Below are 13,497 nucleotides of genomic sequence, written 5' to 3'. Positions count from 1 at the left end.
GGCGGCGCGCGCCATTTGCGCCCCTATCGATATCGACGGATGGAAATGATGGACGAAGCGGCGGACTGCATCATCATCGGCGCAGGCCCGGCCGGGCTGACCGCCGCCATCTATCTCGCGCGCTTCCACCTGTCGGTACGGCTGTTCGATTGCGGGTCGAGCCGGGCGGCGATGATCCCGCGCACGCACAACCATGCGGGCTTCCCCGGCGGTATCTCCGGTCCCGACCTGCTGGCGCGAATGCACGAGCAGGCGCGCCTCTACGGCGCGACCTGCGAACCGTCGACTGTCACCGCGATCGAACGCGACGGCGAAGGCTTCGTCGTCCGCACCGATCGCGGGACCACGCCCGGGCGCACCGTGCTGCTGGCGACCGGGGTCGTGAACCACCGTCCGCGCAAGCTGGACGATGCGACGCACGACGCGGCACTGGCGCGGGGGCTGCTGCGCTACTGCCCGATCTGCGACGGCTATGAAGTGACCGACAAGCGGGTCGGTGTGATCGGGACCAGCGACCACGGCATGCGCGAGGCGCTGTTCCTGCGCGGCTATACCGCCGACGTGACGCTGATCGCGCCCGACAGCGACCACGACCTCGACGATGCCTGCCGCGCGGCGCTCGACGATGCGGGGGTGGTGCGGGTCGATGGCCCCTGCGGCGACTATCGCATCGACGGCGACCGGTTCGTCGTGCGCACCGCGGACGGCGAGCTGGCGTTCGACAGCGTATATCCCGCGCTCGGCTCGCGCATCCGCTCCGACCTCGCGGTCGCGGCAGGCGCGGCGGCGAGCGCGGACGGCTGCCTCGAGGTCGACGATCACCAGCGCACCACCGTCCCCGGCCTGTTCGCGGCGGGGGATGTGGTGAAGGGCCTCGACCAGATCAGCCATGCGATGGGCGAGGCAGGCGTCGCGGCCACCACGATCCGCAACCTGCTGGCGGAGCGCCGTCCGCTGCGGCGGTAGCGCGCTTGGCGCAGGCGCGACGGCCGACGCCCTTGATCGGTCCGGGTATGCATCGTATCCGATCGCGGTGAGCACCGAGTCCCTGCGTCAGATCCTGTACACGAGCACCAGCGCCGGACAGGCGGATACCGACGCGATCCTCCAGCAGTCGCGCCACAACAATGCGGTGGACGGGATCACCGGACTGTTGTGGGTGCATGGCGGGCGCTTTCTCCAGGTGCTGGAGGGGCCGGAAGACAGCGTGGCCGAAACCTATGCCCGGATCGCCGCCGATCCGCGACATCACGACGTGCGGATATTGTCCGACCGACCGGTCGGGACGCGCGAATTCGGCTATTGGAGCATGGAGCACGGCCCGGATTGCACCGATGCCGGATTGCGCGGGCGGCTGGCCCGGCGGCTGGCGGATGCGCCGGGGGATATCCGCGACGCCTTCACGGCGCTGTGCGCGGAGGGGTAGGCCCGATCGACCTTCCGCTCGCCGAAGCAGGAAAACCGCTCCATTTTCCTGCCGTCACTCGTGCGCAGGCGGGAGCCCGTATGCGCCAGCGTCGCGAATCCGGTCGAAACGTCAGCGGTTATGGATTCCCGCCTGCGCGGGAATGACGGGAATCGATGCGTATCGCTGCAGGTCGATCGGTCCTAATCGACCGCGAAGATCGCCGCGACCACCAGCCGTTCGTGGTCCCATTCCGGCACCGCATGCGGCTGCATCGGCACCATGAAGCGCTTGCCGGTCGGGCGTTCGATCTCGATCACGTCGCCCGCGCCGAAATCGTCGATCGCCACCACCTGTCCCAGCGCCTCGCCGTCGGTCGATATCGCAGGCAGGCCGAGCAGGTCGGCGTGGTAATATTCGCCCTCCCCCAGCGGGGGCAGTTCGTCGCGACCGATCCACAATTCGGTGCCGCGCATCGCCTCCGCCTTGGTCCGGTCGGTGATCTCACGGAACCGGCCGATCACGCCGTTGGTCGCCGGGCGCACCGCCTGTAGCGTCAGCGCGCCACCGTTGAGCCGCGAATAGGCGGCTAGGTCGTCGGTGAACAGCTTGAGCCGCACCTCGCCGGTCAGGCCGTGCGCGCCCGCGATGGCGGCGAGCACCACCCGGCGCCCGCCGCTCCCTGCGTCATTCGGGGGAACCGGCGTCGCCTTCGGGGGCGTCGTCGCGGCCTTCGGCGGGGTCTTCCGCCGATCGGCCCTGGTTGGTGGCGTCTTCGTCATGGGCGGGCTGCTGTTCGGGGTCGGTCATGCGGCGATGCTCCTGTCACGGGACAGGGCGTAACGCGCAGGCGCGACCAAAGGCTGCCCGCGTCCGCCCACATGGGGCGGACGCGGGACGAAGCCCCTTATGCTTCGGCGTTGGCGGCTTCTTCGGCGGCCTTGGCCTTTTCGGCACGCTCCTCGGCGCGCTCGACGGCCTTCTCGCCCGGCTTGCCCTTGTTCGGGTTGTTGCGGGCGGCCCGCTCCTTCACGCCCGCCTTGTCGAGGAAGCGCGCGACGCGGTCGGTCGGCTGCGCGCCGACGCCCAGCCAGTGGGTCGCACGCTCGGCGTCGAGCACGACGCGCTTCTCGTCTTCCTTGCCCAGCAGCGGGTTGTAGGTGCCGATCTTCTCGATGAAGCGGCCGTCGCGCGGGCTGCGCGCGTCGGCGACGACGATGCGGTAGTAGGGACGCTTCTTCGAGCCGCCACGCGACAGACGGATGCTGAGTGCCATTGTTCTTCTTCCTTCGTTGGTTCGTGTAAGCCGGTTCCCGACCGGCGGTTACTTCTTCTTGATGAGGTTCTCGAAACCGGGGGGCAGCTGCGGCATGCCGCCGCCCTTCCCGCCCAGACCCGGCAGGCCGGGCATCTCGCCCCCCGCCTTGCCGAGCAGGTCGCCAAGACCCGGGCCGCCCAGCGCATTGCCGATGCCGCCCAGCCCGCCGCCGGGACCGCCCTTGCCCAGCATCGCCATCATGCCCTTGATTCCGCCCATCTTCTTGAGCTTCTTCATCGCCGTCTGCATCTCCTGATGCATCTTCAGCAGCTTGTTGACGTCCTGCACCGTGGTGCCGGAGCCCTTGGCGATCCGGATCTTGCGCTTGGCGTTGATGAGTTCGGGCTTGGCGCGTTCCTTCGCGGTCATCGACGTGATCATCGCGTCCATGCGCAGCAGGATCTTTTCGTCCATCGCGCCCGACGCCATCGCCGCCTGCGCCTTCTTCATGCCCGGAATCATGCCGGCGAGCGCGCCGAGGCCGCCCATGCGCCGCATCTGCGCCAGTTGCCCGCGCAGGTCGTTCAGGTCGAACTGCCCCTTGGCGAGGCGACCGGCCATGCGCTCGGCATCCTCGGCCTCGATCGACTGCGCCGCCTTCTCGACCAGCGACACCACGTCGCCCATGCCGAGGATGCGGCCCGCCACGCGCTTCGGGTGGAACGGCTCGATCGCGTCGAGCTTTTCGCCGGTGCCCGCAAACTTGATCGGCTTGCCGGTGACGGCGCGCATCGAGAGCGCGGCACCGCCGCGCGCGTCGCCGTCCATGCGGGTCAGGATCACGCCGGTCAACGGCACCTGATCCGAGAAATTCTGCGCGACGTTGACCGCGTCCTGCCCGGTCAGCGAGTCGACGACCAGCAGCGTCTCGTTGGGACGGGCGATGTCGGACACCGCCTTCATCTCGTCCATCAGCGCCTGATCGACGTGCAGGCGGCCCGCGGTGTCGAGCATGACGACGTCATAGCCCTGCAACTTCGCCGATTGCAGCGCGCGCCGCGCGATATCGACCGGCTGCTGCCCCGCGACGATCGGCAGGGTCGCCACCTCGACCTGGGTGCCCAGCACCGCCAGCTGTTCCTGCGCCGCCGGGCGGTTGACGTCGAGCGACGCCATCAGCACCTTCTTGCCCTCGCGCTTCGACAGCAGCCTGGCGAGCTTGGCGGTGGTGGTCGTCTTGCCCGAGCCTTGCAGACCGACCAGCATGACGACGGCGGGCGGGGTGACGTCGATCTCCAGCTCGGCGGTATCCGGCCCGAGCATGTCGACCAGCGCGTCGTGCACGATCTTGACGACCTGCTGCCCCGGCGTGATCGAACGCAGCACGTTCTGGCCCACCGCCGCCTCGGTCGCCTTGTCGACGAACTGGCGCGCGACGGGCAGCGCCACATCGGCCTCGAGCAGCGCGACGCGGACTTCGCGCATCGCCGTCCGCACATCGCCCTCGGTCAGCGCGCCGCGACCGCGCAGGCGATCGAACACCCCTCCCAGCCGGTCACTCAGACTCTCGAACACGCGGACGACTCCAATTTTGCGCCCCGAAAAACGCTCAAGCAAAACACGCCGGCGGACGAAACCTCGTCGGCCGGCGTCGCCCATGGGCGGCTGTGCTCAAACGATTCCCTGGGGAAACGATCGGGGGCGGATAGCAGAAGGCGGATGACGGCACAAGGGCGCGGTCGCTCCGCCACAATTTCGTGCTTCCATAATGCATATTAACAACTTCTATACGGGTCGGGCGCATCGTGGCGGCACGATGGAACCCGATCGCCCCAGCATCGCCGCCGATGCGCCCGCGCCCGAGCAACGGCGGCGCCGGGCGGTCGCGCTCGGCGGGGTCGCGCTGCTGCTGTTCGTCGGGATCGGCGGTGCCATCGTGGCGCGAACCATGGCGTGGCGTTTCGGCGACGGTCCCCCGGTCGAGGCGGGGCTGATCGTCGCGCTGCTGTGCAACGTGGCGCTGATGGCGTTCGCATGGGCACGGCATCGCGCGCTGATTGCGGAAGTCGCGGTACGCACCGCCGCCGAGGAACGGGCGCGACAGCTCACCGCGCGCGATCCGCTGACCGGTTTCCTCAACCGGCGCAGCCTGCACGACGCCGGGGCCGGATTGCTGCGCTTCGCCGCGCGACGCGGCGATGCGGTGGCGCTGCTGATCGTCGATCTCGACCATTTCAAGGCGATCAACGACATGCACGGCCATGCCGCGGGCGATGCGGTATTGCGCAACATCGCCATCGCGGTCGCGGGGGCGATGCCGCCCGCCGCGCTGACCGCCCGGTTCGGCGGGGACGAATTCGCCTGCGCCTTCGCGTTCGATGCCGCCTGTCCCGGCATGGTCGAAGGCGTCGTGGCGCGGCTGAAGACGGCGCTGGCGCAACCGGTCGAGGTCGACGGCCTGCGCTGCCAGATCACCTGTTCGATCGGCATCGCCCGGTCCGACCGCGACGGCGGCGCGATCGACCCGCTGCTCCGCGCCGCCGACATCGCGATGATTTCCGCCAAGAAGGCCGGACGCAACCGCCACGCCTGGTTCGATCCGGCGATGGAACGCGCGCTGAACGACCGCAACGCGCTGGAGAGCGGACTGCGCCACGCGATCCCCGCCGGACAGGTGGTGCCGTGGTTCGAGCCGCAGGTCGAACTGTCCAGCGGGCGACTGACCGGGTTCGAGGTGCTGGCGCGCTGGACGCATCCGGTGCTGGGCGAGGTGCCGCCCGACCGCTTCATTCCGATCGCCGAGGAAGCCGGGCTGATCGGCGACCTGTCGCTGTCGGTCATGCGGCAGGCGTTCGTCGCCGCGCGCGACTGGGATCCGGGGCTGTCGCTGTCGATCAACGTCTCGCCGGTGCAACTGCGCGACGCATGGTTCGCGCAGAAGATCATCAAGGCGACGATCGAGGCAGGCTTCGCGCCCAACCGGCTGGAGGTGGAGATCACCGAAAGCGCGCTGTTCGACAATCTGCCGCTCGCCCAGTCGATCATCGGCAGCCTGAAGAACCAGGGCGTGCGCGTGGCGCTGGACGATTTCGGGACCGGCTATTCCAGCCTCGCCCACCTGCGCGCACTGCCGTTCGACCGGATCAAGATCGACCGGAGCTTCGTCCTATCGCTGCTCGACAATGCCGATTCGGCGGCGATCGTGAAGGCGATCATCGGTCTCGGCGACAGCCTGAACCTGCCGGTCGTGGCGGAAGGGGTGGAGAACGGGCTGATCGCCGAGCGGCTGGCGGCGCTCGGCTGCATCAAGGGGCAGGGCTGGGCCTTCGGTCGCCCCGCGCCGGTCGCCGACACCCGGCGGATGCTCGGCGCGCGCGGGTTGCTGCGCGGCGGGACCGACCCGGACGTGCCGTGTCTTACCAGCCGGCGTCTGGCCGGCTGAGATACGCCGCCTCCGCCTCGGTCGACACCCGCCCGAGCGCGGCGTTGCGCGACGGATAGCGACCGTAGCGGGCGATGACCGCCGCATGATCGCGCGCGAACTTCAGATTGGTCGGATTGCCCAGCGCCTCGAAACAGCGCAGCGAGAAGCGCGCCACGCCCGCATCCTCGCTATGCATCAGCGGCATGTACAGGAACGAGCGCTCCAGCGACGGCCAGCCCCGGTCGTCGCCGCGTGCGATGCCGACCAGCGCGAGCTCGAGCGCCAGCGGATCGGCGGCGAACGCTTCCGCGCTGCCCCGGTGGATGTTGCGCGAGAACTGGTCGAGCAGGATGACGGCGGCGAGCAGGTGCCGCGCATCGCCCCGCCAGTCCGCCGCCTCGCTCGCCAGCACCGCGTCGCGCAAGGCACCGAACCGTTCGGCGATCGTCCGGTCGAGCGCGTCGTCCTTGGCGAAATGCCGGTCCGGCCCGACCTCGTCGAACCAGAAGTCGAGCACTTCGCATGCTGCCGCGTGGACTTCGCGTGCCGCTGTCCCTAAGTCGTCGCCCATGCCATCCTCCGTTGGTCCCACCATGATAACGCTCGGCTGTCGGCTGAACATCGCCGAGAGCGATGCGATCCGCGGGCTGCTGGCGGGGCGCGACGCGGTAGTCGTCAACAGTTGCGCCGTGACCAACGATGCGGTGGCCAGCACCCGACGCGCGATCCGCCGGGCGCGGCGCGATCGACCGGGGGCGGAGCTGATCGTCACCGGCTGTGCCGCGCAGATCGATCCGGCGGCGTTCGCGGCGATGCCCGAGGTCGACCGGGTGATCGGCAATTCGGACAAGCTGAACCCCGCCGCATGGGCGTCGACCGAGCCGGTGGTCGTCCGCGAGATCGCCCGCGTCCTCGACACCGCGCCGCAACTGTCGGACGCCTTCGCAGGCCAGACGCGGGCGTTCGTCGAGGTCCAGAACGGCTGCGACCATGGCTGCACCTTCTGCGCCATTCCCGGGGGGCGCGGCCCCTCGCGCTCGGCGAGCGTGGACGCGGTGGTCGCGCAGGTCGCGGCGCTGGTCGCGGGCGGGCATGGCGAGGTCGTGCTGACCGGGGTCGACCTGTCGAGCTACGGCCATGACCTTGCCGAACAGCCGCCGCTCGGCACGCTGGTCGAAGCGATCCTCGCGCGCACCTCGCTGCGGCGGCTGCGGCTGTCGTCGCTCGATCCGGCGGCGATCGATCCGGCGCTGTTCGCCTGTGTCACGCAGGAGGCGCGGGTGATGCCGCATGCCCATCTGTCGTTCCAGGCGGGCGACGACATGGTCCTGAAGCGGATGCGCCGCCGCCATAGCCGCGTCGATGCCGTGCGGCTGGTCGCGCGGCTGAAGGCGGCGCGCGGAGACATCGCGATCGGCGCGGACCTGATCGCGGGCTTCCCGACCGAGGATGAGGGCATGGCCGCGAACAGCCGTGCGCTGATCGACGATTGCGATATCGTCCACGCCCATGTCTTCCCCTACAGCCCGCGCGCCCGCACCCCCGCCGCGCGGATGCCGCAGGTGCCGCCACCGGTCGCGAAGGCGCGCGCTGAAGCACTCCGCGCCGCCGCCGCCGCACGACGGACACGCTGGTTGCAGGCGCAGGTCGGCGCGATCGCCGACGTGCTGGTCGAACGCCCCGGCACGCGCGGGCATACGCCCGGCTTCGCCGACGTGACCTTACCCCCCTCCCCGCCCGGCGCGATCGTGCCCGTGCGGATCACCCAAGTCGAAGGCGATCGCTTGATCGGAATGCCCCTATGAGCCTGTCCTGGCATGAACGCCTGCTCGGCGGATTGAAGAAGACGTCGGACCGGTTGACCGGCAACCTCGTCGGCCTGTCGGCCGCGCGGCTGGACGACGCGACGCTCGACGAGATCGAGGAGGCGCTGATCGCGTCCGACCTCGGCCCCGCCACCGCCGCGCGGGTGCGCCGTCGCCTCGCCGACGGGCAGTATGAGCGCAACATGGAGGAACTGGGCGTCCGCCTCGTCGTGGCCGAGGAGATCGAGAAGGTGCTGGCCCCGGTGGCCAAGCCGCTGGAGATCGAGGCATTCCCCCGGCCGCAGGTTATTCTGGTGATCGGCGTCAACGGCTCGGGCAAGACGACCACCATCGCCAAGCTGGCCAAGACGCTGGTCGAACAGGATTACGGCGTCATGCTGGCGGCGGGCGACACCTTCCGCGCCGCCGCGATCGGCCAGCTCAGAACCTGGGCCGAGCGGATCGGCGTGCCGATCGTCAGCGGGGCCGAGGGCGGCGACGCGGCGGGCATCGTCTATGAAGCGGTGAAGCAGGCGACGGCGACCGGCATCGACGTGCTGATCGTCGACACCGCCGGGCGGTTGCAGAACAAGCGCGAGCTGATGGACGAACTGGCCAAGGTCCGCCGCGTGCTCGGCCGCCTCAACCCCGCCGCGCCGCACGACGTGGTGCTGGTGCTCGACGCCACCACCGGCCAGAACGCGCTCAACCAGATCGAGGTGTTCAAGGAAACGGCGGGCGTCACCGGCCTCGTCATGACCAAGCTGGACGGCACCGCGCGCGGCGGCGTGCTGGTGGCGGCGGCGGAGAAGTTCGGCCTGCCGATCCATGCGATCGGCGTGGGCGAGACGGCGGACGACCTGCGCGGGTTCGACGCCAACGAAGTATCCCGCATCATCGCGGGCGTGGAACGGGTGCGCAAATGACGACGGCTCCGAAACCCCCGGCATCGCCGCTGTTCCGCATGGCGCTCGACTACGGCCCGCTGGCGGTGTTCTTCGTCGCGAACCTGCTGGCGTCGAAGCTGTCGCTGCCCGACATGGTCGATTCGCTGGCGCAGGTCGTGATCGCCAGCACCGCGTTCATGATCGCCAGCCTGATCTCGATCATCGTGTCGAAGTGGAAGACCGGCCATGTCTCGCCGATGCTGTGGCTGTCGGCGGGCCTCGTCATCGTGTTCGGCGCGCTGACGCTGTATTTCCGCGACGACACCTTCATCAAGATGAAGCCGACGATCGTCTATGCGATGTTCTCGGCGATCCTGACCTTCGGATTGCTGACCGGGCGCCCCCTTCTCCAGCAGATGCTGGAGACCGCCTATCCGGGGCTGAGCGCCACCGGCTGGCGCAAGCTGACGATCAACTGGGCGGCGTTCTTCGCCTGCATGGCGGTGCTGAACGAGGTCGTGTGGCGGCACTCGACCTGGGACTTCTGGGTCGGGTTCAAGCTGTGGGGCGCGGTGCCGCTGACGCTGATCTTTGCGGGCGCGAACATCCCGATGCTGCTGCGCCACGGACTGCAACTGGAAAAGGACGCGCCGCTGCCGCCGGCGGATTGACGGATATTGAATAGCGTACTCCCGCCTGCGCGGGGGTACGGCATCGTCCGTTCGGCGCGGCCTCTACCGCGTGACGTTGTAGCGCAGCTGCTCGTCGGTCAGCTGGAAGCCGACCATCGCCTCGAACGTGGCGGCGAGCACCGCCTGCCGCACCGCCGGATCGGACAGCGGATCGACCGCCGCGTCCTGATCCCCCGGGCGGCGGCGGCGGTTGATCTGGTCGCGGGTTTCCTGCGGCAGCGTGGCGGCGGCGCGGTCGACGATCGCGGTCCCCTGTCCCTGCGCCTGTGCGCGCACCGCGCCGGGCGCGAAGTTCAGCGTGACCTGTGCCACCCGCTTCGACACCACCTGCGTGCCGCCGCGCACGACGGTGATGAAATAGGGCAGCGTGACGCTGCGCGCCTCGGTCGCGTTGGTGCGGCGCGCCTGCACGTCGAAGGTCAGCGTGCTGGTGATCGTGTCCGCCCCCTCGACGCAATTGGCGCGGACGTTGGTCAGCGTCGCCACCACGTCGATCGCGCGCGCATCGCGGCTGGCGGGCGGATCGAACAGGGTGATGTCGCCGGTGCCCGCGGGCACGCCCGCCACCGGACAGGCGGAACGCACCGCCGAGATGCCGACCCCCTGCGAGGTGTCGATCTCGCCCGACCGCTTGCACGCCCCGAGGGCGAGCGTGGCGACGAGAAGGGTGGCGGCGGAGCGACGGAGGGTCACGGGTTACACATACCTTATGCACGGGTGCGGCGGTGCCGCGCCTCCTGAACAGCCCGCTTCATAGGAACCGGCTTTCGCGCGTGCAAGCAATCGAGTCGTTATTGGGATGGCGGCACCGGCCCGCTCCCCCACCCGGCCACCCACGCAAATATCCTGAATGGGTGGCCGGGCGGTGGAGCGGGCCGCTACCGCCGACCACGGCTTGGCCTGCCCCCAAACAAGCTGTAAGCGCTTGCACCATGAGCGAACCCACCCGCCCCGTCATCGAACTGCTGATCGCGGCCCCGCGCGGTTTCTGCGCCGGCGTCGATCGCGCCATCCAGATCGTCGAGCTGGCGATCCGCAAGCACGGCGCGCCGGTCTATGTCCGGCACGAGATCGTCCACAACAAGTTCGTGGTCGATTCGCTCCGGGCCAAGGGCGCGGTGTTCGTCGAGGAACTGGACCAGGTGCCCGACGGCGTGCCGGTCGTCTTCTCCGCGCATGGCGTGCCCAAGTCGGTACCCGCCGCCGCTGCCACCCGCGGCCTCGAATATCTCGACGCCACCTGCCCGCTGGTGTCCAAGGTGCATCGCCAGGCGGAGCGGCTCGTCGCCTCGGGCCGCCACATCCTGTTCGTCGGCCATGCCGGACATCCGGAGGTCATCGGCACCTTCGGTCAGGTGCCCGAGGGGCAGATGACCCTGATCGAAACGGTCGAGGACGTCGCGAACCTCACCCCCGCCGATCCCGACAACCTCGCCTTCCTGACGCAGACCACGCTGTCGGTGGACGACACCCGCGCCATCGTCGAGGCGACGATCGCCCGCTTCCCGACGATCGTCGCGCCGCGCGCCGACGACATCTGCTATGCCACGTCGAACCGGCAGGCGGCGGTCAAGGCGATCGCGCAGAGCTGCGACATGGTGCTGGTGATCGGCGCGCCCAATTCGTCCAACTCGGTCCGGCTGGTCGAGGTGGCGGAGCGCGAGGGCACGCGCGCCCGGCTGATCCAGCGCGCCGCCGATCTCGACTTCGACTGGCTGGCGGGCGTCGGCACGCTCGGCATCACCGCCGGAGCCTCCGCGCCGGAGGTGCTGGTGCGCGAGCTGGTGGCGCGCATCGGCGAGCGCTACGACGTATCCGAGCGCGAGGTCGAGATGACGCGCGAGACGATCGCCTTCAAGCTGCCGAAGGGGCTGGAAGCCGCCTGATGGCCGTCTATACGCAGGTGTCGGCGGAGGCGCTCGCGCGCTTCCTGTCCGGTTATGACCATGGCGACCTGATCTCCGCCAAGGGCATCGCCGAAGGGGTGGAGAACAGCAACTATCTGGTCGAGACGACGACCGGGCGGTTCATCCTGACGCTGTACGAGAAGCGGGTCGACCTTGCCGACCTGCCGTTCTTCTTCGCGATGACCGATGCGTTGGCCGACGCAGGCAATCCGGTGCCGCGCGCGCTGCCCGACCGGTCGGGCCGCGTGATCCAGACGCTGGAGGGCCGCCCCGCCTGCCTCATCGAGTTCCTGACCGGCGTGTCGGTGAGCGACCCCACCCCGGCGCAGGCGCAGGCCGCCGGCGCGGCGCTGGGCGCGATGCATGCCGCCCTGACCGGTTTCGCGCCGACCCGCGCCAATTCGATGGGCGTCGCAGCGTGGCCGAAGCTGTACGCCGATTGCGCGGCGCAACTCGACACGATCGGGACCGGGCTGCGTGCCCGCGTCGGCTCGGCGCTCGACCGGGTGGTCGCGGCATGGCCCGCCGACCTGCCCGTGGGCGCGATCCACGCCGATCTGTTCCCCGACAATGTGCTGATGCTGGGCGACCGGGTGACGGGACTGATCGACTTCTATTTCGCCTGCACCGACGTCCGCGCCTATGACGTGGCGATCACCCATTCGGCATGGAGCTTCGATGCGAAGGGGACGCCGCTGGACCCGGCGATCGGGCAGGCGTTGCTGGCGGGATACCGCACCCGTGCCGCGCTGTCCGATGCGGAGGTCGCCGCGCTGCCGCTGCTGGCGCAGGGGGCGTGCCTGCGGTTCCTGCTGACACGCGCGTGGGACTGGATCAACACCCCGCCCGATGCGCTGGTGGTGCGCAAGGACCCGCTCGCCTATCTGCGGCGGCTCGAATGGTACGAAGCCAATCCGGCGGCGTTCGCATGAGCGACGCCCCCGAACTCCCCCGCGTCGAGATCGCGACCGACGGCGCGTGCAAGGGCAATCCGGGTCCGGGCGGCTGGGGCGCGGTGCTGCGCGCCGCCGACGGGCGCGAGCGCGAACTGTCGGGCGGCGAGCCGGTGACGACCAACAACCGCATGGAATTGCTGGCGGCGATCGAAGGGCTGAACGCCTTGAAGCGCCCGTGCCGCGTCGTCCTGTCGACCGACAGCCGCTATGTGATGGACGGCCTGACCAAGTGGATCAAGGGCTGGCAGAAGAACGGCTGGAAGACCGCCGCGAAACAGCCGGTCAAGAACGCCGAGCTGTGGCAGGCACTGCTCGCCGCCGCCAAACCCCACCGCATCGAATGGGTGTGGGTGAAGGGCCATGCGGGCCACCCCGACAACGAACGCGCCGACAAGCTGGCGAGCGACGCCGCGGTGGCCCAGCGATGATCCCGCGCGTCCTGATCGATACCGCGCAGGTGCCGGGCGACGATGTGGAACTGCGCCTCGTCCAACGCGGCGACGACTTCATGATCGTGCTCGACCGCAACGAGCTGATGAGCAGCCGCATGTCGGCCTCGGAGGAGGCGCTGGCCGATCTCGGCTGCGCGCATCTGACCGGCAAGGCGAAGGCGCGGGTGCTGATCGGCGGGCTCGGCATGGGCTTCACCCTGCGCCGCGCGCTGAAGATCCTGCCTGCGGACGCCGAAATCGTGGTGGCCGAACTGGTGCCCAGGATCGTCGAATGGGCGCGCGGGCCGCTTAGCGCTATCTTCGACGGGTGCCTCGACGATCCGCGGGTATCGATCGCGCTGGGCGACGTGGCGCTGGCGATCGGCAACGGCGGGTGGGACGCGATCCTGCTCGACGTGGACAACGGCCCCGACGGCCTCACCCATGCGGGCAACGACAAGCTGTATTCGGAACGCGGGCTGCGCATCGCCAGGGCGGGTCTCAGGCTGCACGGCGTGCTGGCGATCTGGTCCGCCTATGCCGATCCGGCGTTCACCAGGCGGTTGCGCGATACCGGCTATGCGGTGGATGAACAGGTGGTGCGGGCGCGCGGGACCAAGGGCGCGCGGCATGTGATCTGGCTGGCGGCGCGGCGGTAGGGAGGCCACGCAATGCCGTTCGTCCCGAGCGCAGTCGAGGGACGTGCCGCACCGGCTGCGCGAGGTGTCTCGC

The 13,497-nt window shown here is 69.6% G+C and carries 16 protein-coding genes; 10 read left to right on the top strand and 6 right to left on the bottom strand.

Going from position 1 to position 13,497, the window contains the following annotated elements; translation table 11 throughout:
* Positions 1 to 45 precede the first annotated feature (45 nt).
* Positions 46 to 966: an NAD(P)/FAD-dependent oxidoreductase gene (locus ABLE43_RS09970; RefSeq protein ID WP_425475254.1), complete on the top strand. Its 921-nt coding sequence runs from the start codon at positions 46 to 48 to the stop codon at positions 964 to 966.
* 67 nt (positions 967 to 1,033) lie between these two features.
* Complete coding sequence (locus tag ABLE43_RS09965; protein ID WP_348978346.1) at positions 1,034 to 1,426, top strand: BLUF domain-containing protein; 393 nt, start codon at positions 1,034 to 1,036, stop codon at positions 1,424 to 1,426.
* A gap of 182 nt (positions 1,427 to 1,608) precedes the next feature.
* Here the strand turns inward: ABLE43_RS09965 and rimM are convergent, their stop codons facing one another.
* The 4 genes from rimM to ffh all read right to left on the bottom strand — a co-directional run bounded on the left by rimM (position 1,609) and on the right by ffh (position 4,238).
* Entirely contained in the window at positions 1,609 to 2,070 is a 462-nt protein-coding gene (rimM, locus tag ABLE43_RS09960; protein WP_348978345.1) for a ribosome maturation factor RimM, read from the bottom strand.
* 22 nt (positions 2,071 to 2,092) lie between these two features.
* Positions 2,093 to 2,215: a hypothetical protein gene (locus tag ABLE43_RS09955; protein WP_348978344.1), complete on the bottom strand. Its 123-nt coding sequence runs from the start codon at positions 2,213 to 2,215 to the stop codon at positions 2,093 to 2,095.
* 97 nt (positions 2,216 to 2,312) lie between these two features.
* On the bottom strand, positions 2,313 to 2,681 hold the full coding sequence (rpsP, locus tag ABLE43_RS09950; protein WP_348978343.1) for a 30S ribosomal protein S16: 369 nt from the start codon (positions 2,679 to 2,681) through the stop codon (positions 2,313 to 2,315).
* Between the two features lie 48 nt (positions 2,682 to 2,729).
* The gene (ffh, locus tag ABLE43_RS09945) at positions 2,730 to 4,238 is read right to left on the bottom strand and encodes a signal recognition particle protein (RefSeq protein ID WP_348978342.1); all 1,509 of its coding nucleotides are present in this window, start codon (positions 4,236 to 4,238) and stop codon (positions 2,730 to 2,732) included.
* A gap of 241 nt (positions 4,239 to 4,479) precedes the next feature.
* Between ffh and ABLE43_RS09940 the strand changes: the two genes are divergently transcribed.
* The gene (locus ABLE43_RS09940; RefSeq protein ID WP_348978341.1) at positions 4,480 to 6,105 is read left to right on the top strand and encodes a putative bifunctional diguanylate cyclase/phosphodiesterase; all 1,626 of its coding nucleotides are present in this window, start codon (positions 4,480 to 4,482) and stop codon (positions 6,103 to 6,105) included.
* Here ABLE43_RS09940 and ABLE43_RS09935 read toward each other — a convergent pair.
* Positions 6,080 to 6,658 (bottom strand): DUF924 family protein, encoded by a 579-nt coding sequence (locus tag ABLE43_RS09935; RefSeq protein ID WP_348978340.1) that lies wholly within the window; start codon positions 6,656 to 6,658, stop codon positions 6,080 to 6,082. The two genes, ABLE43_RS09940 and ABLE43_RS09935, sit on opposite strands and share 26 nt — an antisense overlap.
* 22 nt (positions 6,659 to 6,680) lie before the next feature.
* On the opposite strand from ABLE43_RS09935, the gene mtaB reads away from it, so the two are divergent.
* The 3 genes from mtaB to ABLE43_RS09920 are packed head-to-tail and all read left to right on the top strand — an operon-like array spanning position 6,681 to position 9,450.
* Positions 6,681 to 7,892, top strand: coding sequence for a tRNA (N(6)-L-threonylcarbamoyladenosine(37)-C(2))-methylthiotransferase MtaB (gene mtaB, locus ABLE43_RS09930; RefSeq protein ID WP_425475252.1), 1,212 nt, complete (start codon positions 6,681 to 6,683; stop codon positions 7,890 to 7,892).
* Positions 7,889 to 8,818: a signal recognition particle-docking protein FtsY gene (gene ftsY, locus ABLE43_RS09925; RefSeq protein WP_348978338.1), complete on the top strand. Its 930-nt coding sequence runs from the start codon at positions 7,889 to 7,891 to the stop codon at positions 8,816 to 8,818. The genes mtaB and ftsY overlap by 4 nt, the downstream gene beginning before the upstream one ends.
* Positions 8,815 to 9,450, top strand: coding sequence for a septation protein A (locus ABLE43_RS09920; protein WP_348978337.1), 636 nt, complete (start codon positions 8,815 to 8,817; stop codon positions 9,448 to 9,450). The genes ftsY and ABLE43_RS09920 overlap by 4 nt, the downstream gene beginning before the upstream one ends.
* A 63-nt stretch (positions 9,451 to 9,513) precedes the next feature.
* On the opposite strand, the gene ABLE43_RS09915 is transcribed toward ABLE43_RS09920, so the two are convergent.
* Entirely contained in the window at positions 9,514 to 10,164 is a 651-nt protein-coding gene (locus tag ABLE43_RS09915) for a hypothetical protein (protein ID WP_348978336.1), read from the bottom strand.
* A 239-nt stretch (positions 10,165 to 10,403) separates the two neighbouring features.
* Here ABLE43_RS09915 and ispH point away from each other — a divergent pair, with 239 nt between their 5' ends.
* From ispH to ABLE43_RS09895, 4 genes are read left to right on the top strand one after another with little or no spacing between them, the layout of a single operon-like run.
* Complete coding sequence (ispH, locus tag ABLE43_RS09910) at positions 10,404 to 11,357, top strand: 4-hydroxy-3-methylbut-2-enyl diphosphate reductase (RefSeq protein ID WP_348978335.1); 954 nt, start codon at positions 10,404 to 10,406, stop codon at positions 11,355 to 11,357.
* A complete protein-coding gene (thrB, locus tag ABLE43_RS09905; RefSeq protein WP_348978334.1) occupies positions 11,357 to 12,310 on the top strand; it encodes a homoserine kinase in 954 nt (317 codons plus the stop codon). Before ispH ends, thrB begins: the two co-directional genes overlap by 1 nt.
* A complete protein-coding gene (rnhA, locus tag ABLE43_RS09900; RefSeq protein ID WP_348978333.1) occupies positions 12,307 to 12,762 on the top strand; it encodes a ribonuclease HI in 456 nt (151 codons plus the stop codon). Before thrB ends, rnhA begins: the two co-directional genes overlap by 4 nt.
* Positions 12,759 to 13,424, top strand: coding sequence for a spermidine synthase family protein (locus ABLE43_RS09895; RefSeq protein WP_348978332.1), 666 nt, complete (start codon positions 12,759 to 12,761; stop codon positions 13,422 to 13,424). The genes rnhA and ABLE43_RS09895 overlap by 4 nt, the downstream gene beginning before the upstream one ends.
* Positions 13,425 to 13,497 lie beyond the last annotated feature (73 nt).

It is taken from the genome of Sphingomonas silueang, from assembly GCF_040049155.1.
Classification (GTDB): Bacteria; Pseudomonadota; Alphaproteobacteria; order Sphingomonadales; family Sphingomonadaceae; genus Sphingomonas; species Sphingomonas silueang.
The sequence above is the reverse complement of the archived record's forward strand: the minus strand, read 5'-3'. Positions and strand labels throughout refer to the sequence as shown.